This window comes from Erythrobacter sp. JB2-19 (genome assembly GCF_057365005.1).
The window spans coordinates 949,851-969,062 of the sequence record NZ_CP200290.1; the positions used below are offsets into that span (position 1 = coordinate 949,851).

Sequence of the window (19,212 nt, forward strand, 5' to 3'; positions counted from 1 at the left end):
ACCCCCTAGGTCTCGCTTTATCGCGCGGCGATCAATTCGCTTTATTTGCATGCTCATTGTGCGGCATGCGTTACCCAAATCAGGCTCAGCCTACCACTTCGATCCGTTTGTAAAAACAGGTCGGCGCGGGGCTGCGCGCTTGCGGTTGGCGATCCCCGTGCGGCTTGTTTCGCTCTATGCAACCCAGCGTTGTGTCCTGATTGATCTGTCCCGAACAGGGGCACAGATTGCCCTTAAGGCCCCTCTTGCCGTTGGTGATGGAGCATTGCTTCAAGTGCACACGCTGGATCATTTCGCCTCTGCTGTGCGATGCGATAACGGCTGCAATGGCTTGGAGTTTGAGGCTCCTTTGAGTGATGAACTGGTACTTGAGATGCGTCGGTACGGCGAACAGATTGAAGAGCTGGAAAAGCGTGAATTGCGTCAGGCCGTGCGGGCTTGGGTCTCCGGCGGTCATTAGCGGACTGCAGTATCATTCCCCAGCAGAGTAAATCTCCCGCCACAATGCACTTGCCAAGCGGATTGAACGGGCTTAGTTAGCCCTCATCACGACATCGTCGAGACAGTCTGAGTTTGGCGCCTCCGGGGGCCGGACACAAACGGGTTTGTCTTTTGTATGGTGTCTACACGGAGTTACGATGGCCGATCTGGCGCGCCTTTATGAAGTGATTGAACCTGAAGCCAAAGCGCTCGGGTTTGAGCTGGTGCGCGTAAAGATGATGCCGTCGGAGGCCGGTGATGGCGGCGAAGCGCTGCAAATCATGGCTGAAGATCCGGCGACCGGTCAGCTGATCATTGAGCAATGCGCCGAACTGAGCCGCCGGGTGTCCGACGCGATGGATGCGCGCGAAGAGGCGGGCGAATTGCTGATCGAAGGCGCCTACCACCTCGAAGTGTCATCGCCGGGCATTGACCGCCCGCTGACCCGGGCAAAGGATTTTGCCAATTGGGCCGGGCACGAGGCAAAGATTTCCATGGTCAAAGGGTTTGATGGGCAACGCACACTTCGCGGCTCGCTAAGCGGGATTGATGGTGATACAGTCATTATTGAAGACGCGAAGGCCGGGGAAAGCCGCGTTCCGCGCGACCAAATTCATTCGGCAAAACTCATCCTGACAGATGAATTGATTGCCGCTACACAGCCGCTCGATACGAGTGGCGCAGACGAAATTCTAGAACAAGAGAAGGCAGACGACTGATGGCCAGTGCCATTTCCGCCAACAAGGCTGAATTGCTCGCAATCGCAAACGCGGTCGCATCTGAAAAGATGATCGACAAAAGCATCGTCATTGAGGCGATGGAAGAGGCGATCCAGAAGAGCGCTCGCAACCGTTACGGTGCAGAAAACGACATTCGTGCAAAGCTGGATCCGCAAACCGGCGATCTGACGCTGTGGCGCGTGGTTGAAGTGGTTGAAGAGGTCGAGGACTACTTCAAGCAGGTCGATCTGGCCCAGGGCCAAAAGCTGCAAGAGGGCGCGAGCATTGGCGACTTTATCGTCGATCCGCTGCCTCCGGTTGATCTTGGCCGTATCGATGCGCAATCGGCCAAGCAGGTGATCTTTCAAAAGGTTCGCGATGCAGAGCGTGAGCGCCAGTTCGAAGAGTTCAAAGACCGCGCTGATGAGGTCATCACCGGCGTCATCAAATCGGTCGAATTTGGTCATGTGATTGTGAACCTCGGCCGCGCCGAGGGCGTGATCCGCCGAGATCAGCAAATCCCGCGTGAGGCCGCCCGTACCGGTGAGCGTGTGCGCGCGCTGATCACCAAGGTGGAGCGCAACAATCGCGGTCCGCAAATCTTCCTCAGCCGTAGCGCGCCTGATTTCATGCGCAAGCTGTTCGCCCAGGAAGTGCCAGAGATTTACGACGGCATCATTGAGATCAAAGCCGCTGCACGCGATCCGGGCAGTCGCGCGAAGATCGGTGTCATCAGCCATGATAGCTCGATCGATCCGGTCGGTGCTTGTGTTGGTATGAAGGGCAGCCGCGTCCAAGCCGTCGTGCAGGAATTGCAGGGCGAGAAAATCGATATCATCCCATGGAGCGATGACATTGCGACCTTCGTCGTGAACGCGCTTCAACCGGCTACCGTGGCCCGCGTTGTTCTCGACGAGGAAGAGGGCCGTATCGAAGTCGTTGTGCCTGATGATCAATTGAGCTTGGCAATCGGTCGCCGCGGCCAAAACGTGCGCCTCGCCAGCCAGCTGACCGGTCACCAGATCGACATCATGACTGAGGAAGAGGCAAGCGAGAAGCGTTCGAAAGAATTCGCTGAACGCTCCAAGATGTTCGAGGAAGAGCTCGACGTTGATGAGACCCTCTCCCAGTTGCTGGTTGCAGAAGGTTTTGCGGAGCTGGAAGAGGTCGCATACGTGCCGTTGGAAGAGCTGGCCGCGATCGAAGGTTTTGACGAAGAGCTCGGTGAAGAACTGCAAAACCGCGCGAAAGAAGCGCTGGAGCGTCAAGAAGAAGCACACCGTACGGTTCGCCGTGAACTGGGTGTTGAAGATGCACTGGCTGATATGCCGCACCTCTCCGAAGCGATGCTGGTCGTGCTGGGCAAAGGCGGCATCAAGACGCTTGATGATCTGGCCGACCTCGCAACCGACGAGCTTATCGCCAAGAAGCGCGAAGCGCCACGCCGCCGCAACAACGCCGATGGCCCGCCAACGCGGCGTCCGCCTCAGCGTCAGGAAGACAAAGGCGGCGTGCTGGGTGAGTTTGGCCTGAGCGAAGAGCAGGGCAACGAGATCATCATGGCTGCGCGTGCGCACTGGTTTGAAGACGAAGACGGGGCAGCAGACGCTGCAACCGAAGCGACAACACAGGAGGCCGCGAATGCGGACTCCGACAAATGAGCGCGTAGCGTCCGACATCGTTGAAGCTGGCGGGAAAGCCAGCGAGGGTCAGAACAATGCTTCTGGCTCCCAAGAGGGCTACGCCAATTCCGCGGCGAAGCCGGGTGCAAAATCCGGGCATCGGGGCGGAGGGTCTGGCAAGTCCAAGAACCGCCGTCGTAACTCGACTAAGGGCAAGGACGCGCCAGAGCGGCGCTGTATCCTGACCGGCGATCATGCTGGACAGGACGAGCTGCTGAGGCTGGCGATATCGCCCGACGGTGACGTCCTGCCCGATCCATCGGCCAAGGCTCCGGGGCGGGGGGCATGGATCAGCCTCGACAAGGCGGCACTTGAAGCTGCAATGGCCAATGGCCAGTTTAAAGGGGCGCTGGCGCGGGGATTTAAGGGCGCAAAACTTTCCTACAGCCAGGATTTGCCGCAGCAGATCAAATCTGCACTGCGTAAATCATTGATGGACCGATTGGGATTGGAGCTGCGCGCAGGGCAATTGGTGCTCGGCTCTGGACGGATTGAGGACCAAGCGCGCGCGGGCACGCTGCACATGTTGTTGCACGCCAGCGACAGCAGTGAAGACGGGCGTAAAAAATTGGATCAGGCCTGGCGCGTTGGGCGCGAGGCAGAGGGAACTGGAGAGCGCGGCGAGGTCTTGCCACTGGACCGCGCGGCTCTGTCTGTGGCATTGGGCCGCGAGAATGTCGTTCATCTTGCTCTTCGCGGAGCAAGCGGGGCGGATCGCATGCACCGGGCACTGTCCCGGCTCATGGCGTTTTCGGGGGCTGTCATGGCTGGCTGCGGCGGCAGCACAAAACGATCAACGGACGGGGCGGATCAGCCGCGCCCGAACGACATAGAAGAATACACGAAGGACTAACGAGCTAGCATGAGCGACGACGACAACAACAAACGGACCCGTAAACCACTTGGCCTCAAACGGCCGGCTGGTGACGGTGAGGTCAAGCAGACCTTCAGCCACGGCCGCACCAATAAGGTGGCGGTTGAGGTTAAGCGCCGCCGCAAGCTCTTAAAACCGGGCGAAACCCCGCCACCAGAGGCTGCGCCAGCGCCCGCTCCTGCGCCAGAACCGGTTGCGGAAGCGCCTGCGCCTGAGCCGAAGAAAGCGCCCGCCAAAAAGGCTGCGCCGTCAGAAACCCCGCAAGAGCGCGTAAAGCGGCTTGAGCGTGAGGCCGAAGAACAGCGCCTCCAGCTCGCCGAAGATGCGCGCAAGCGTGATGATCAAAAGGCGAAGAAGGCCGCCGAAGACGAGAAAAAGCGCGCAGAAGACAATCGCAAGGCTGATGAGGAAGCGGAAAAGCAAGCCGCCGCCGACGCGAAGGCCGCTGAGCAAGCAGCTGCCGCCGAAGTTGAGGCACCTGCTGCAGCCGCTGACGAAGCGCCAGCAGCCAAAAAGGAAGCTGCGCCTGCGCCAAGCGGTCGCAAGTTTACACCAATAGCGCGTCCAGAGCCGAAGCGTCCGGAAAAGAAAAAGGGCCGCGAGGATAAGCGTAGCTCACCTGCCGCCGACAAGCGTCGTTCCGGTAAGCTGACCGTCACCAAAGCTCTGAACGAGGACGAGGGCCGCCGCGCGCGTTCACTCGCCGCGCTGAAGCGTGCGCGTGAGAAAGAACGCCGCGCTCAAGGTGGCCCGTCCAAGCCGCGTGAGAAGCAAGTTCGCGACGTTATCGTGCCAGAGGCGATCACCGTTGGTGAACTCGCCAAACGGATGGGCGAGAAGGGCGCAGACCTGGTCAAAGAGCTGTTCAATCTCGACATGATGGTCACCGTCAATCAGACGATTGACCAGGACACTGCTGAGTTGTTGGTTGAGCAGTTTGGCCATAATATCGAGAAGGTTTCAGAAGCCGATATCGATATTGTCGCTGAGGAAGACAAAGATCCGGAAGAGACGCTGAAAGAGCGTCCTCCGGTCGTGACCATTATGGGCCACGTTGATCACGGTAAAACCTCACTGCTCGATGCTTTGCGCGGGACCGATGTGACCAAAGGCGAAGCTGGCGGGATTACCCAGCACATTGGCGCCTATCAGATCGAGACCAAGAACAACCAGAAGATCACCTTCCTCGATACGCCGGGCCACGCCGCATTCACTGAAATGCGTCAACGCGGCGCGAATGTGACCGATATTGTGGTTCTGGTGGTGGCTGCTGATGATGGCATCATGCCGCAAACCATTGAGGCGATTAAGCATACGAAGGCGGCCGGCGTGCCGATGATCGTGGCGATCAACAAGATCGATAAGCCAGAAGGCAATGCTGACAATGTCCGCACCCGTCTGCTGGAACACGAAGTGATCGTTGAGAAGATGTCGGGCGATGTGCAGGATGTGGAAGTTTCCGCGACCAAGGGCACCGGGCTTGATGATCTGATCGAGGCAATCACTCTGCAGGCGGAACTGCTGGAACTTAAAGCACGGCCAGATCGCCATGCCGATGCGACGGTGGTTGAGGCCAAGCTGGATAAGGGCCGCGGCCCTGTTGCCACGGTGCTGGTAACGCGCGGCACTCTGAAACGCGGCGACACCTTTGTGGTTGGCACGGAGAGCGGACGTGTCCGCGCGCTCGTCAATGACAAGGGCAAGCAGATCAAGGAAGCGGGACCAAGCTTCCCGATCGAAGTTCTGGGCCTGGGCGGAGTGCCATCCGCTGGTGATGTTCTGACCGTGGTTGAAAACGAGCAGCGCGCCCGTGAAGTGGCCGAATATCGGCGTGAGAAGAAGACGGAGCAGCGCACCGCGCTCGCCCCGACCAATTTCGACACGATGTTCAACAACCTTGCCTCTGACGTGGTCGAATTCCCCGTATTGGTGAAGGCTGATGTTCAGGGTTCGGTTGAGGCGATCAACACCGCGCTGCACAACCTCTCTAATGATCTCATCAAGGTCCGCGTGCTGCACGCTGGCGTTGGCGCGATCACGGAAAGCGATGTGACCTTGGCAGCGGCTTCGAAGGCCCCGATCCTCGGCTTTAACGTGCGCCCCAATGCGAAAGCGCGCGACCTGGTGAAGCGCGAAGGCGTGCGGATGATGTATTACGATGTGATCTATCATCTGACCGACGAGATCGCGAAGGAAATGGCCGGCGAGCTTGGTCCGGAAAAGATCGAGCACGTGGTTGGCCGCGCGGATGTTCAAGAAGTCTTCAAGTCCGGAAAGAAGGACAAGGCGGCGGGTCTGCTCGTCACCGAAGGCTCCATTCGCAAAGGTCTGCACGCGCGCCTTACCCGCGAAGATGTCATCGTTTCGGCGACCACCATCGCGTCGCTGCGCCGCTTCAAAGACGATGTCGATGAAGTGCGCTCTGGCCTCGAATGCGGTGTGGTTCTGGAAGACACGAACGACGTCCAGCCGGGCGACAGCCTCGAAGTCTTCGAGGTTGAGGAGCGTGAACGGACGCTGTGATCAGCGCCTGACGTGGACGAATGGGCAAGATTTACGAATCTAAACGTTCCCCATCGGCTGAGCTGATGGGGAGCGAGTTCGTCTCGTTCGATGCCGATAAAGGCGAGCTGACCACGCGCTTCACCCCGCCGCCAAGCTTCGCCTCGCCAAGAGGCGCGGTGCAGGGCGGCTTGATCGCGGGTTTCCTTGATGAGGTGATGGGCGGCGCTTTGCTGGCGGTCACTGACGGCAGCGAGCATGGCACAAAACTCCCGCTCAATCTCGATATGAACCTGACATTCGTGTCGATGGTTCCGCTCGCGCCAATCATCGCGAAGGGCCGCGTGGTCAAGCATGGCCGCCGGGTCGCTTTCCTTGAGGGTGAGCTATTCGATGAGGCAGGCAAACTGCTCGCGCGAGCCACCTCCACCGCATTACCGACCGATATTCCGGAAGGTTTCTGATGGCGCGTTTTCTGGCTCTGCTGGGCAGCATCAATATCGGCGGCAACCGGGTCAAAATGGTCGATTTGAAGGCTGCCTTCGCGAAGGAAGGCCTCAAAGACCTTGTCACCGTGGCGGCGAGCGGAAATTTGATCCTGTCCGATGATCGCAAACCGGCAGACATCGAAGTGCATCTTGAGCGCATTCTCGCCGATCAGTTCGGCTTCAAGAGCTGCGTTATGGTGCGTACCAAGGCGGAGGTGCAATCCGCCGTTGAGGACAATCCATTCCACGGTACCGGGCCAGAGCATGGCTCTGACAAGATGGTGCATTCGATATTCCTCAGTCAGCAGCCTGAGCAAGCGCGCTTCGCTGCGCTGAAAGACGAGCACAGTTCAAAGGGCAGTGAGCGGCTCGCGCTGGGGGACCGTGTGCTCTATCTCGACTATGTCCACGGGGTCGGCGTGTCCGACCTTTCCAGCAAATTTCTTGAGCGGCGGCTTGATTGTCGCGGCACAGCGCGCAACATGAACTCGCTCAAGAACATTCTTTCAAAGATGGATTAGGCCGATGGCTCGCCAACAATTCACCGCTGAACAGCAATCGGTCCGCGTCCTGAAAGTGGGCGAGCGGGTGCGCCATATCCTGTCAGAATTGCTGGCGCGCGGCGAAGTGCATGATGATGTGGTTAGCGCCTCTAACATCGCGGTGACAGAGGTTCGCATGACGCCGGATCTGCGCAATGCGACCGCCTATGTAAAGCCGCTGCTCGGCTCTGAAGAGGACGAGGTGGTGAAGGCGCTGCGTCAGAACACCGCCTTTCTTCAGCGCGAGGTTGCCAAAAGGCTGGGGCTGAAATTTGCGCCGAAGCTGAAGTTTCGGGCCGATGAGAGCTTTGATGAGGCAGACCGGATTGAGAGCCTGCTGCGCGATCCCAAGGTGGCGCGTGATCTGGCTGAAGATGACGAAGAAGCCGGTAGAAGCGAAGCTTCATGATCGCGTTTCTGGCGGCGGCCGCGCTGGCTGGCGGAGCGACTGACGCGCCTGCAGAAATTCAGCCTGCTCCCGAGCCGTCTACTCCCAGTTGGGAGAGCCTGACTTCTTATCGTGATATCGGCTTTGTCCCGCGCGGCTGGCGATTGTTCGACAAGGCCGAAGGTGATCTCGACGGCGATGGCCGCACGGACAGCGTACTGATTATCCAGGAAAATGACCCGACCAAAATGCGGAGCAATCCCGATCGCCTCGGCATGGATTATCACGATGCCAATCCGCGCATCGTGCTTGTCATTTTGCAAGATAACCCAGGGCAATACCGGCTGGTCGCCAAAGGCAATGCGGTTATCCCTGATCACGATCAGCCGACGATCAGCGATCCCTATGAAGACATGCGGATCGACAACGGTTCGCTGCATCTCCACATCGCGTTCTTTGCAAACGCTGGCAGCTGGAGCATGTCTAATCGCCGATTTCAGTTTAAATGGAATGGCGAGGCGATGGCGCTGATCGGGTTTGAGTATGCACACGTGCGGCGCAACACGGGCGAGATGCGCCAGACTAGCGTCAACTACCTCACCGGCAAGCGCAAGGATGCGAAAGGCAGCATCGAAGACGATGAGACCAATTGGATATGGAGCGAAGTGCCAAAGGGCACCCAGACGACGTTGAGCACCATCGGGAACGGCTTTGAATTTGAGGGTGAGCGCGCCGCCTCAGCCGGGCCTAGCGCGGGATCATCTTCGCCTTAAGGCTGATCGTCACGGTCTTGCCAACAATCAACCCAAACGATGTCATGCCATAATTGCGGCGATTGATTTTCATTGTACCGGTGAGGTTGATCGCCTTGCCGGCATTGCTGGCTGGTGGCTGATCAAAGGTCACGAACAAGGTTTCATCGCGAGTTACGCCGCGCGCCGTCAGTGTACCGGTGATTTTACCGGTGCGCCCGCTGGTCATGACCAGATTAGAACCGCGAAAGCGCGCGGTTGGATACTTATCGACCCAGAAGAATTTTTCGGAGCGCAGCCGTTTCAAGGTTACCGAATCCGGTGCTTTGATGTCCTGCGTGTTGATCGTCACATCGACCTTCGCATCGCGCGGGCTGTCAGGAACGAAAGTGACCGCGCCGCTGATCGTGTTGAAGGTCGCCGTGCGGCTGCCAATGCCCAGGAACGGCACCTTTGCAGCGATCGAGCTGGCCTTGGTGTCGAGCGTGTAGGTTTGCGACGCATTGCCCAATAGGAGCGCTGCGAGCATCGGGACGGCGACGATTTTGAACTTGCCTGTAAGGGACTGAGGTAGGCGGGGCATAAACTCTCCTATGGCAATATGTTCGCGCCAACCCCTCGAAAAGTTTCACTCAGGTACAAATCTATGGCCTCAAATCCTCGCTGGAAGAGAATACTCCACCGGAGCATCCGGCCCAAGTGGAATGCCAAGATAGAACCAGATCACGATCAAAACCGTTCCAGAAATCAACAGCCATATCGAATAGGGCATCATCATCGCAGTCAGACTGCCCAGCCCGAAATCCTTTTTCCAGCGCTGTGCGAAGACAAGGATCAGTGGGAAGTACACCATTAATGGGGTGATGATATTGGTTGCACTATCGCCCACGCGATAGGCGGCAGTTGCGCCTTCCGGACTGATGCCGAGCAGCATCAGCATTGGAACCAGGATCGGTGCGAGCAATGCCCATTTGGCGCTGGCGGAACCGACAAACAGGTTGAGCAGGGCTGCGAATATTACCATCAGGCCCAGCACCAATGGCAAAGGCAGGCCGGTCGATTGGATCGCATCCGCTCCGTGGACAGCAGAAATTAAGCCAAGGTTGGACCAACCGAACATCGCAACAAAGTGCGCAGCTGCGAAGGCGAGGACAAGATAGTACCCCATATCCTTCATCGATTCTGCCATCATGTTTACCAGATCGCGGTGGTTCTTAATCGCTCCGGTCGCGCGGCCATAAGCCCAGCCTGCGAGTAGGAAGAGAAGGAAGAATGCAGCAACCAGAGACTGATAAAGCGGCCTTAGCTCGCTGTGGATTGAGCAATCGGCGATGGCCGTGCCGGTTTCTGTGAGGCAGGCAGCCTCATTGATTAGCGGGGTTCCCGGCGCAAACACCATGAGCAGCCACAGGGCGATAACAAACAGCACGGCCAGCCCAGCATGGCGTAGGCCCTTTGCAGCAAGCTCTCCGTCCTGAGTAGACGGGTCCGGGCTCTGGCCATCCTCTAAACCGGCCTGCGCCCCGCCTGTCCACGCACCAAGGCGAGGCTCGATGATTTTGTCCGTCACATACCAAATGATTGGCAGAAACAAGAAGGTCATAACGCTGATGAAATACCAATTGCCCGCGATATTGGCCGTCCATGTTGGATCAAGCGCGCTGGCACCAACCGCTTCTTCCGTGATCCCAAATAGCAATGCGTCCAATTGACCAGGTGAGACATTCGCGGAAAATCCCCCTGATACACCGGCGAATGCTGCTGCGATGCCTGCCAGCGGGTGTCTTCCAGCGGCGGCGAAGAGTATGCCTGCCAGCGGAATAAGTACGACATAACCGGCGTCAGCGGCATGGTTGCCGATCATTGCGACCAGAGCAACGACTGGGGTCAAAAGTGCCTTTGGTGCGCCCTTAACTGCCTTCGCCATGCCCGCCGCAAAAAAGCCAGATCGCTCTGCAACACCAGCGCCCAGCATGACGACGAGCACATATCCGAGAGGATGGAAATGTGTGAAGGTCTTGGGCATTTCGACCCACAAACGCTGGATATTTTCTGGCGATAATAGGCTTATCGCTTCGATTCTCATCGCGCCGCCGCTTGCCTCATCGATTTCGGTCGGGTGCAAGGCGGAAACGCCAACAAGCGAAGAGATGATAGAAATGATCACCAATGCGAGGATCAGATAGAAGAATATGAACACCGGATCGGGCAGTTTATTGCCGCTGCGTTCAATCCAGCCCAGAAATCCGCCCATGCCTTGGCTTTGATCGGGTGTCGGCGCTGCGCTTGCCATAGGAGAATGCCCCTCAACTCATGCTGTGTATCTAGACCGGATGCTAACATTGCGTGCGGCCCCTGTCTGCCCTGTGAATGGCGCTGCGCACAAGTAAAGCCTGTGCATGGCTGCCTGTTCCTGGCTGGCTCAAATGCAAGCGCTGGCTTAGGCTGCGCCGCCATGGCCAAGCTCTATTTCTATTTTGCGAGCATGAATGCAGGCAAGAGCACTACGCTGCTGCAAACCGCGTTCAACTACCGCGAGCAGGGGATGCGGGTGTGTCTGTGGACGGCGGCGATTGATGATCGGCCCGGATTTGGCGCGATCAGCAGCCGGATTGGCCTATCCAGCGATGCTCGGCGATTTGATCCCGCGACGGACATAGAACGATTTGTGCTTGATGATCATGCAGAGGCGCCGATTGATTGCGTGCTGCTGGATGAGGCGCAATTCCTGACCAAGGATCAGGTGTGGCAGCTGGCGCGGTTGGCCGATGTGCACGGCATTCCGGTGCTGTGTTACGGGCTGCGAACGGATTTTCAGGGAGAGCTGTTTCCCGGGTCGGCGGCGCTGCTGGGCATTGCCGATGCGCTGATCGAGCAAAAGGCGGTATGCCATTGCGGGCGCAAGGCGACGATGAACCTGCGGGTCGATGAAAGCGGCGCTGCGGTGAAGGAAGGCGCGCAAACCGAGATCGGAGGGAATGATCGCTATCTCGCGCTGTGCCGGAAGCATTTCAGCGAAGCTCTGGCGGGTTAGGGCGTACGCGCCTACCTATCCGACATGTCCGAGACAATTTCCCTTGCCCTCATCCTGATCCCGTGCCTGATCGTCGCGATCGTGTTTCACGAGGTTGCGCATGGCTATGCTGCGAAATTGCTCGGTGATCCTACCGCGCAAGAGCAAAAGCGGCTGAGTCTCAACCCGATCCGCCATGTCGATCCGGTGGGCACTTTGCTGGTGCCCGGAGCGCTGGCTCTGGCGGGCGCGCCAGTGTTTGGGTGGGCAAAGCCGGTTCCGGTTCAGCCATGGCGGCTCAACAATCCGCGCTATGGAATGATGGCTGTGGCGGCGGCGGGGCCGGGCACGAATTTTGTGCTCGCTCTGCTCGGCGCCATTGCGTTGGGCATTATCGCGGGCAATTTGGACCTGTCCGCAAACTCCGATGATCCCAGCATGCTGGTGCAGGGGTTGGGATATTTCATATTGATCAATGTGTTTCTGGGCGTGTTCAACCTGCTCCCGATCCCGCCATTTGACGGCTCGCATATCGTCGAAGGATTGCTGCCGCGAAGTATGGTCAAATATTATGCGAAGCTGCGGCCGTTTGGGATGCTGCTGTTCTTTGGCCTGGTCGCGCTCACATGGTTCGCTCCGCAATGGGGCGTGCTGGAAAACACCATCGGCCCGGCGGTCGGCTGGGTGATGGATCAGTATCGCTCGATTGCGGTGGCTGTCGCGGGCTGAGCTAAGCCCCGACCGCGTCGATAAAGCGGGCCTGCGGATGGCGATCAAGCAATTGCTCTAGCCACGCCTCGCGGGTGTCCTTTGCAACGCAGGCGACGATGCAGCCTCCGAATCCGCCGCCAGTCAATCGCGCACCGGCCGCGCCGAGTTCTTGCGCGCTCGCAACCAGAGCATCGATTTCCGGTAGGGACATTTCAAACATGTCGCGCATGGAAACATGGCTGTCGTTCATTGCCTGGCCCAGCGCGGCGATGTCACTTGCCTTCAGCGCATCAATCGCGGCCCAGACGCGCGCCTGCTCTGTTGCACAGTGTAGAGTGCGGCGTTTGGCGACCGGGTCTAGTTCTGCCTGCTCGATTTGCTCCACCGGTAACAGGCACAGATCATTGGTGTCGAAATGGGCCTTGGCGGTGTCGCATTCGACTTTGCGCGCGGCGTAGCGGCCATCGGTCAGCTTACGCGTTAGGCCGGAGTGGATGACCACCATCTCGTGGCTGTCGGGCAGCGTGACGAGGTCATACTCCAAATGCTTAGTGTCCAGCGCCATGGCGGTGCCGGGGGTGGCGAGCGCCACGGCCATCTGATCCATGATACCGCAGGGCACGCCCATATATTCGTTCTCGACCCGGCGCGCAGCGACGGCCAGTTCGACGTCGCTTTGCGTCCCGGTACCGGCGGCGCGTGCTGCCTTCAGGATCGCGACGATCAATGCTGCACTGGAGGACAGGCCGGAGCCCTCTGGAATAGTCGATTGCACCGACAAAGTTGCGCCGCCGCTTAGCAACCCCAGATCATTGGCGATCCGGACCGCGCCTACGCATGGGTCAGACCATTCGCCCACCGCATCGTCGGACAGGTTGCGGATTTCCGGCGCGCTATAGTCGCCAGAGCTGGCCGCGACGGTTTGATCCTCGCGCGGGGCCAGCGTTACCTCCAGGCCTATCGAGAGCGCGGCGGGCAGCACCATGCCGCCATTGTAATCGGTGTGCTCCCCGATCAGATTGACCCGGCCGGGTGCGGCGGCGGTGAAAGTATCAGTCATTGCGGCCCACTTTTCTAAGCGCTTCCACTGCGCTTTCGGGCATCACATCGACGGTGAATGTCCCGGTGTGTTGTTCAACCGAGGCGAGATATTTGACCCGCCCTTTGGCGCGCAGCAGCGGGTAGAATTGCACAGTGAAGTGATAGCCTTCGCCGCCAGATTTGGGCGCAGCGTGGAACGCCATCATGGTCGCCGCAGGCCCATCAAACAACACGTCATAGCGGCGGGTTAACTCGCCCAGCCAGTATGCCAAGGCGTCTAGCTCCACGTCGCTGCATTCCCATGGGGCAGCGCGGCGCGCGGTGGGCGCGATCCATGCCTCATAGGGGAAGCGGGCAAAGCGCGGCACGAATGCGGCGATCCCGTCCTTCTCGCCAAGCCCGTAGTCTGGCATTGCGGCCTGTATCTCGGCGGCGAGGTCATAGCCGCCCGCAAAGGCGTCTATTGCGCGCTGCTGTATCTCCGGCACGCGCTCAAATCCGTAAATCTGCCCGTGCGGGTGGTGCAAAGTCACGCCGACTTCATCGCCGCGGTTTTCAAACGGCAGCACATATTCACAGCCTGCATCAAACATCGCCTGATAGCGGTCGAGCAGAGCGGCGATCAGGACGCGCCGGCGTTCTTGACCGATGGTGTGCAGGCTGCCGCTGGCCTCTGGTGAATAGACCACCACTTCGCATGCGCCCTTGGCCGGTTCGGCGGCAATGCCATCCAGCGCACTTACATCAGAGGCGCTGGGGTGGAAGGCGGCAAATTTGTTCTCAAACACCGCGAGTTCAAAATCCTCAAACGGGATTTCTGTTTCTGGCCCGCTTGCGTGGGTTGGCGCCAAGGGATCATCGGAGGCGGCAGGCTTGAACGTGCGGTCTTGCCGGTGCGCGGCATAGACATTCCATTCGTCCCGCAGAGGATGATGGCGGATCTCGCCACCTTGCGCAATTGGGTCCGCGTTTTCAGATTGCAGCGCCAGATCGTGCGGCGCGTGGCCGTACAATTGCAGCATCCGCCCATCGGCCTTGCGATGCTCGCGGCGATAGACAGTCTTGCCACCAATAGCGCGGTCTAGCGGCATGTTCTCGCTCATAGGGCAGCGGCTTTCGCGGCCGCTTGCTCGCCTGCGAACCAATCATGCACGCGTGCGCGCTCTTCTTCGGTCAGGTGCAGGGCCAGCTTGCTACGCCGCCACAGAGCGTCATCGGCGCTGCGAACGAATTCTTGCTCGATCAGATATTCGAGCTCTCGGGCGAACAGATCGCCGCCCAAATGCGTTCCCATATCGTTCAGGCCCTGCGCCCCGCCGATCAGTGCCTCGACCCGTGTGCCGTAAGCGCGGGCAAGCCGCAGCGCGGCACCGTTGGGCAGCCATGGATAGCGCAGCTCAAGGTCATTGACGAACGCGTCAAAGCGCATCGGATCAATCTCGCCGCCGGGCAGGTGGGCATCAATCGTCCAGCTGGTGTCGCCTTGACCCAGGCGTTTCAGCGCATGTTCGGCCAGCTTGCGATAGGTTGTGATCTTGCCTCCAAAGATCGACAGGATTGGCGCGGCCTTCGCGCCGTTTTCGTCGGTGTCTTCCAACTCAAACACATAGTCGCGCGTTACCGTGGAATTGCTGGCGGCTTTGTCATCGTAGAGAGGCCGCACGCCAGCATAGCTGGAGACCGCCTGATCCGGTGAGATATCCGTGCGCAGATATTCATTGGCCGCATCGCAGATATAGGTCGCCTCTTCTGGCGAGATATCGATGCCCGATGGGTCGCCTTCAAACCCTTGGTCGGTGGTGCCAACCAGTGTGAAGTCCCGCTCATAGGGAATCGCAAAGATGATCCGGTCATCCTTGTTTTGAAAGATGTAGCAGTGTGTCCCGTCAAACAGCTTGGGGAAGATCAGGTGACTGCCTTTGACTAGCCGCAGGTTCTCATGGCTTTCGCGCGGGATCGCGCGGCCCAGGACTTTGTCGACCCATGGTCCAGCGGCGTTAACGACTTGGCGGGCCTGCACATGAGCCTCGCCATCGGGACCGTTCAGTACTGCGTTCCAGTGCTGGCCATTACGGGATAGGCTGGTGCATTCGGTCCGCGTGCGAATGTCCGCGCCGCGTTCCTTCGCATCCATGCAATTGAGCGCAACCAGGCGCGAGATCCTCGACCCAGCAGTCTGAATATTCAAACCCTTTGACCAGCCGGTCTTCGAGGAAGCCTCCATGCGGAGCCTCGCGCAGGTTCACCGTGCGGGTCGGGGGCAGCAGTTTGCGCCCGCCCAGATGATCATACATGAACAGGCCAAGCCGCAGCAGCCAGCTGGGCCGCAAACCCTTGTCATGCGGCAGCACAAATCTCAGCGGCCACACGATGTGCGGTGCAATTTTGAGCAGGCGCTCTCGCTCAATCAGGCTTTCGCGCACCAAGCGGAATTCCAAATGCTCCAGATAACGCAGGCCGCCGTGGACAAGCTTGGTTGAAGCGCTGGAGGTGTGACTGGCGAGATCATCTTTCTCCACCAAGCACACTTTAAGGCCGCGTCCGGCCGCATCGCGGGCAATCCCGGCGCCATTGATGCCGCCGCCAATCACCAAGAGATCAAACATCTCTTCGCTGTGCTGTGCATTCTGGCTCATGGGTTAGTCGGTCGCTTCCAAATGATAGATCAGGCAGGTGTCGGGGAATGTCAGCGGCGGCTGGATCCCGTGGCCCATTAACGCGGCGCCTGAGAATGTCGTTCCGCCTTCAAGCAGCTTGGCCGCCTCAATGATAGAGGGCGTGCTGAGCGAAGGGTTCGCCAATGGCCAGACCATTTGCACCCGGTAGTGGCGTGCTGGATCGAGTCCGCCGAACATGATCCGGTCGGGCAGGGTGTTAAGTTCACTTTCGAGCTTGGCGTAGGAAAACAGCCCCTCGCTTTGATCGCGCGCGGTGCAGCCAATCATATTGGTGGTCGCGGTTGATTTAAGGCGCAGGAAACGTCCGCCATGGATCAGACTGCGGTGCTTCTTATGCAAAGCGATCCCAGCTTTGAGCGTTTCTAGATCCGCCTCGCTCTCATCGCGCAGGTCCAGCTCCATGCCCATATGGCCGAATATCGCGCTGGCGACGCGGAAATGCATGCTGAATTGGCGGCCAGTGATGTGGCATTTCTTCGGCCCGACATGATTGCCCAGCACCCGCAACGGCAGGAAGTGGCTGCCGCCGCGCATAATGTGTTGACGCGTGCGCGCGTCATTGTTGTCCGAGGTCCAAATCCGGTCGGAATAGCGCAAGATGCCAAAGTCGGCGCGCCCGCCGCCGGATGAGCAACTCTCTATTTCCAGATCAGGATGGGCAGCGCGCAGGCTCTCCATCAGCTTATAGACCGCCTGCGTTTGTGCATGCATCGCCCCGCGCCCGCCGCTGCCCGGATAATTTGTGTCGCGGTTCATGTCCCACTTGATGTAGGCGATGCCATATTCGGTCACCAGATTGGTGATCTTGTCGAACAGATAATCGAACACCTCGCGGCGCGTCAGATCGAGCGTGAATTGCCCGCGGAATGGAACTGCATCAACGCCGTCTGCGCCCAGCACCCAGTCGGGATGCGCGCGGAACAGGTCACTGTCCGGATTGACCATTTCTGGCTCAAACCAAAGGCCGAACTCCATGCCGAGTTCTTTGACCCGGTTGACGATGGCGTGAAGCCCGCCGGGATAGACCGCGTCTGAGACCCACCAATCACCGAGGCCAGCGTCCTCGTGGCGGCGTCCGCCGAACCAGCCATCGTCGAGCACATAGCGTTCTGCGCCCACAGCGGCGGCGTGTTCAGCGAGCGCGATCAGCGTCGCCTCGTCGTGGTCGAAATAGACCGCTTCCCAGGTGTTGTAATGCACCGGGCGCGGCTTTGCGAAGCTGCGCTTGTCGAGCACTTCATCGCAGAGGTGGTCGTGCAGACGCTGTGATACGTCGTTGAAGCCTTGCTGCGACCACGCAGCGATCAGATCGGGCGTGCGATAGGTTTCATCGCGGCCCAGGCTGATCTCGCCGGGGAAGGACATTTCACCGATTTGAATGAGGGACCGGCCATCGTTGTGACGGTCGACGCGCAAGCGGCTGTTCCCGCTCCAGGCGAGGTGAAAGCCCGCAGCCAGACCGCTGTCCTCAGATGTTGCATGCGTGCCGGCGAATGCTCCGGGATAGACATCGTGGCTGGTCCGCCCAGCCTTGTTTTCGCGCACGATGCTGCCTTGGAAAGGGGCGATCTCTTCTATCGCAAACTCGCCCGACCAGCGGCCAGTGAAGCTGAAAATGCGCTCCAACCTTTGGTCAAGCGGTAGGCATAGCGCCGCCGCCCAATCCAGTCCGAGCTCGCTATCCGCGCGGTTCTCGATCTCGGTGCTGCTCGTGAGTACACCAGTGCCGGGATCGAGTGTTAGCGTGTGGCATACGGCGACCGCGGTATTGGTGTCTTCGCAGCACAGGGTGACTTCATGCTCACCGCGTTGCTCAATCATGACGAGGCGCAAATCAATCGCCCAATCTTGTCCGCCGCGATGCGCGATCAGGCCGGATGGCCCGGAAATCCCGGTGCCCACCTCGTTGATCATAGAGCCGCGTAGCGGAACCGCCGCGGTGCCCGGTGCGTGCTGACGCACCGCGAGCGTGGCCAGTTCAGATGGCTCAACACCCGGCATATCGGGACCGGCATAAAGGATGATTGGGCGGGCGCCTTTGGTCGCCTCAATCGCGACAAACGTGCCGCCACCGCGAAGCGCAATAAATTGGTGCTCGCCCTCTGCCTCATCAACTGGATCGCCAGCAGGCGCAGGGCCATGATGATGCACGGCAAGTTCGCTGCTCACGGCGCTATCTCCGCCATGTTCAAAATCGAACCCTTGGTTCGGCAATGCGTCTTCTGATGTGGCATTATTTGCCATCCAACCTATCCATCCTCTCTCGCAATACGTTTACGCAACGTAATGCCCCGGCGAACCTTCACGCTAGATACGCACATTTGTGAAGTGGGTTTTTGGACAAGCATGAATTTTTTGGTATCCGAACAGGGAAACGAAGTCTGAGGAAAAGTGATGTGGGAAGAAAAGGTATATAAACAGAACCTGCATCTGTCGCCTATTGGTGGGATAAAGCTGGCCTGTTTCCTCAATAAAGGTGTGGGTGTTTTGACCGCCCGGCGCACCTTGCCTCATTTTACCTTGGTTTATGTGACCCGGGGTGAAGGTTCTTACCGCGATGAGAACGGGCTCAACCTGCCCGTGCGCGCAGGCGATGCCATCCTGATCTTTCCAGGGGTCGAGCATTGGTACGGGCCGAAGCGCGGTGAGACCTGGGACGAATTCTATCTCGTGTTTGAAGGGCCAGTGTTCGACATGTGGCGCGAGGGTGGATGTTTCGACCGCGATCGCCCGGTCATCCCTCTGCGTCCGATGGATTTTTGGCGTGATCGGATACTATCGATAATCAACCAGTCTGATGCGCACACAGAGAACGAGTTGCTGCGCGAGTCCATCCGTTTGCAGGAACTGCTTGCGGACATCACCCAGGCCGGTGAAGAGGATTTGGGCGGCGATATTGCCTGGCTCGAACGGGCCAAGGCAGCGATTGCAGCAACGATGGATGTGCGCCAGGCGGCGCAGCAAGTGGATCAGTCCTATGAGGCGTTTCGCAAGCGGTTTCGCAAGCTTTCCGGGCGTTCTCCTGGGCGCTATCGCACTGGTCTCTTAATGGAGCGAGCTTGCCAAATGCTCAGCGAACCAGGCGTATTGCTGCGCGATATTTCTGATGAGCTAGGCTTTTGTGACGAATATCACTTTAGCCGCCAATTCAGCAAAACGGTTGGGTGGTCGCCATCTGAATATCGTTCCCGAATTGGCCGTGATCCTATGTGATTTGATGATTTGGGATCGCGATTTGACTAACAGGTTAGTTTGCTAAGGGCGTGCCGTAGCCTTGCGTTGCAAATTTATGACACTTGGGAAAGCACGCGCAAATTGACTGTGTGAAACTCCCAAAAAGTT

The 19,212-nt window shown here is 58.8% G+C and carries 17 protein-coding genes and 1 pseudogene; 12 read left to right on the forward strand and 6 right to left on the reverse strand.

From position 1 onward, the window contains the following. Positions 1-49 precede the first annotated feature (49 nt). The 9 genes from AC0V6O_RS04610 (at position 50) to AC0V6O_RS04650 (ending at position 8,448) form a co-directional block, all read left to right on the forward strand. Positions 50-460, forward strand: coding sequence for a PilZ domain-containing protein (locus AC0V6O_RS04610; protein ID WP_486141939.1), 411 nt, complete (start codon positions 50-52; stop codon positions 458-460). Positions 461-638: 178 nt separating this feature from the next. Next, a complete protein-coding gene (gene rimP, locus AC0V6O_RS04615) occupies positions 639-1,199 on the forward strand; it encodes a ribosome maturation protein RimP (protein ID WP_472638171.1) in 561 nt (186 codons plus the stop codon). Beyond that, entirely contained in the window at positions 1,199-2,860 is a 1,662-nt protein-coding gene (gene nusA, locus AC0V6O_RS04620; protein ID WP_486141941.1) for a transcription termination factor NusA, read from the forward strand. The genes rimP and nusA overlap by 1 nt, the downstream gene beginning before the upstream one ends. Next, positions 2,841-3,734 (forward strand): DUF448 domain-containing protein, encoded by an 894-nt coding sequence (locus tag AC0V6O_RS04625; RefSeq protein ID WP_486141943.1) that lies wholly within the window; start codon positions 2,841-2,843, stop codon positions 3,732-3,734. The genes nusA and AC0V6O_RS04625 overlap by 20 nt, the downstream gene beginning before the upstream one ends. A 9-nt stretch (positions 3,735-3,743) precedes the next feature. Beyond that, positions 3,744-6,278 (forward strand): translation initiation factor IF-2, encoded by a 2,535-nt coding sequence (gene infB, locus AC0V6O_RS04630; protein ID WP_486141945.1) that lies wholly within the window; start codon positions 3,744-3,746, stop codon positions 6,276-6,278. 20 nt (positions 6,279-6,298) lie between these two features. Continuing rightward, complete coding sequence (locus tag AC0V6O_RS04635) at positions 6,299-6,721, forward strand: PaaI family thioesterase (RefSeq protein ID WP_486141947.1); 423 nt, start codon at positions 6,299-6,301, stop codon at positions 6,719-6,721. Then, entirely contained in the window at positions 6,721-7,266 is a 546-nt protein-coding gene (locus tag AC0V6O_RS04640; RefSeq protein ID WP_486141949.1) for a DUF1697 domain-containing protein, read from the forward strand. Before AC0V6O_RS04635 ends, AC0V6O_RS04640 begins: the two co-directional genes overlap by 1 nt. Positions 7,267-7,270: 4 nt before the next feature. Continuing rightward, on the forward strand, positions 7,271-7,696 hold the full coding sequence (rbfA, locus tag AC0V6O_RS04645; RefSeq protein WP_486141951.1) for a 30S ribosome-binding factor RbfA: 426 nt from the start codon (positions 7,271-7,273) through the stop codon (positions 7,694-7,696). Further along, a complete protein-coding gene (locus AC0V6O_RS04650) occupies positions 7,693-8,448 on the forward strand; it encodes a hypothetical protein (RefSeq protein ID WP_486141953.1) in 756 nt (251 codons plus the stop codon). Before rbfA ends, AC0V6O_RS04650 begins: the two co-directional genes overlap by 4 nt. Here the strand turns inward: AC0V6O_RS04650 and AC0V6O_RS04655 are convergent. Then, positions 8,423-9,010, reverse strand: a complete 588-nt coding sequence (locus tag AC0V6O_RS04655; RefSeq protein WP_472638180.1) for a YceI family protein — start codon at positions 9,008-9,010, stop codon at positions 8,423-8,425. The genes AC0V6O_RS04650 and AC0V6O_RS04655 overlap by 26 nt on opposite strands. A gap of 69 nt (positions 9,011-9,079) precedes the next feature. Next, complete coding sequence (locus tag AC0V6O_RS04660) at positions 9,080-10,720, reverse strand: AbgT family transporter (protein WP_486141955.1); 1,641 nt, start codon at positions 10,718-10,720, stop codon at positions 9,080-9,082. A 162-nt stretch (positions 10,721-10,882) separates the two neighbouring features. Between AC0V6O_RS04660 and AC0V6O_RS04665 the strand changes: the two genes are divergently transcribed. Next, positions 10,883-11,461 carry a thymidine kinase gene (locus tag AC0V6O_RS04665; RefSeq protein WP_486141957.1) on the forward strand — a complete coding sequence of 193 codons (579 nt, stop codon included), beginning with the start codon at positions 10,883-10,885 and terminating at the stop codon, positions 11,459-11,461. A gap of 24 nt (positions 11,462-11,485) precedes the next feature. Continuing rightward, positions 11,486-12,169, forward strand: a complete 684-nt coding sequence (locus AC0V6O_RS04670) for a site-2 protease family protein (protein WP_486141959.1) — start codon at positions 11,486-11,488, stop codon at positions 12,167-12,169. A gap of 1 nt (position 12,170) precedes the next feature. Here the strand turns inward: AC0V6O_RS04670 and galK are convergent, their stop codons facing one another. The 4 genes and pseudogenes from galK to AC0V6O_RS04690 form a co-directional block, all read right to left on the reverse strand. Next, on the reverse strand, positions 12,171-13,211 hold the full coding sequence (galK, locus tag AC0V6O_RS04675) for a galactokinase (protein ID WP_486141961.1): 1,041 nt from the start codon (positions 13,209-13,211) through the stop codon (positions 12,171-12,173). Next, positions 13,204-14,295 (reverse strand): galactose-1-phosphate uridylyltransferase, encoded by a 1,092-nt coding sequence (locus AC0V6O_RS04680; protein WP_486141963.1) that lies wholly within the window; start codon positions 14,293-14,295, stop codon positions 13,204-13,206. Before AC0V6O_RS04680 ends, galK begins: the two co-directional genes overlap by 8 nt. Then, a pseudogene (gene glpD, locus AC0V6O_RS04685) lies at positions 14,292-15,828 on the reverse strand (glycerol-3-phosphate dehydrogenase). Before glpD ends, AC0V6O_RS04680 begins: the two are co-directional and overlap by 4 nt. Positions 15,829-15,831: 3 nt before the next feature. Next, entirely contained in the window at positions 15,832-18,114 is a 2,283-nt protein-coding gene (locus tag AC0V6O_RS04690; protein ID WP_486141965.1) for an alpha-galactosidase, read from the reverse strand. Positions 18,115-18,264: 150 nt separating this feature from the next. On the opposite strand from AC0V6O_RS04690, the gene AC0V6O_RS04695 reads away from it, so the two are divergent. Next, positions 18,265-19,083, forward strand: a complete 819-nt coding sequence (locus AC0V6O_RS04695) for a helix-turn-helix domain-containing protein (protein ID WP_472638190.1) — start codon at positions 18,265-18,267, stop codon at positions 19,081-19,083. Positions 19,084-19,212: the final 129 nt, after the last annotated feature.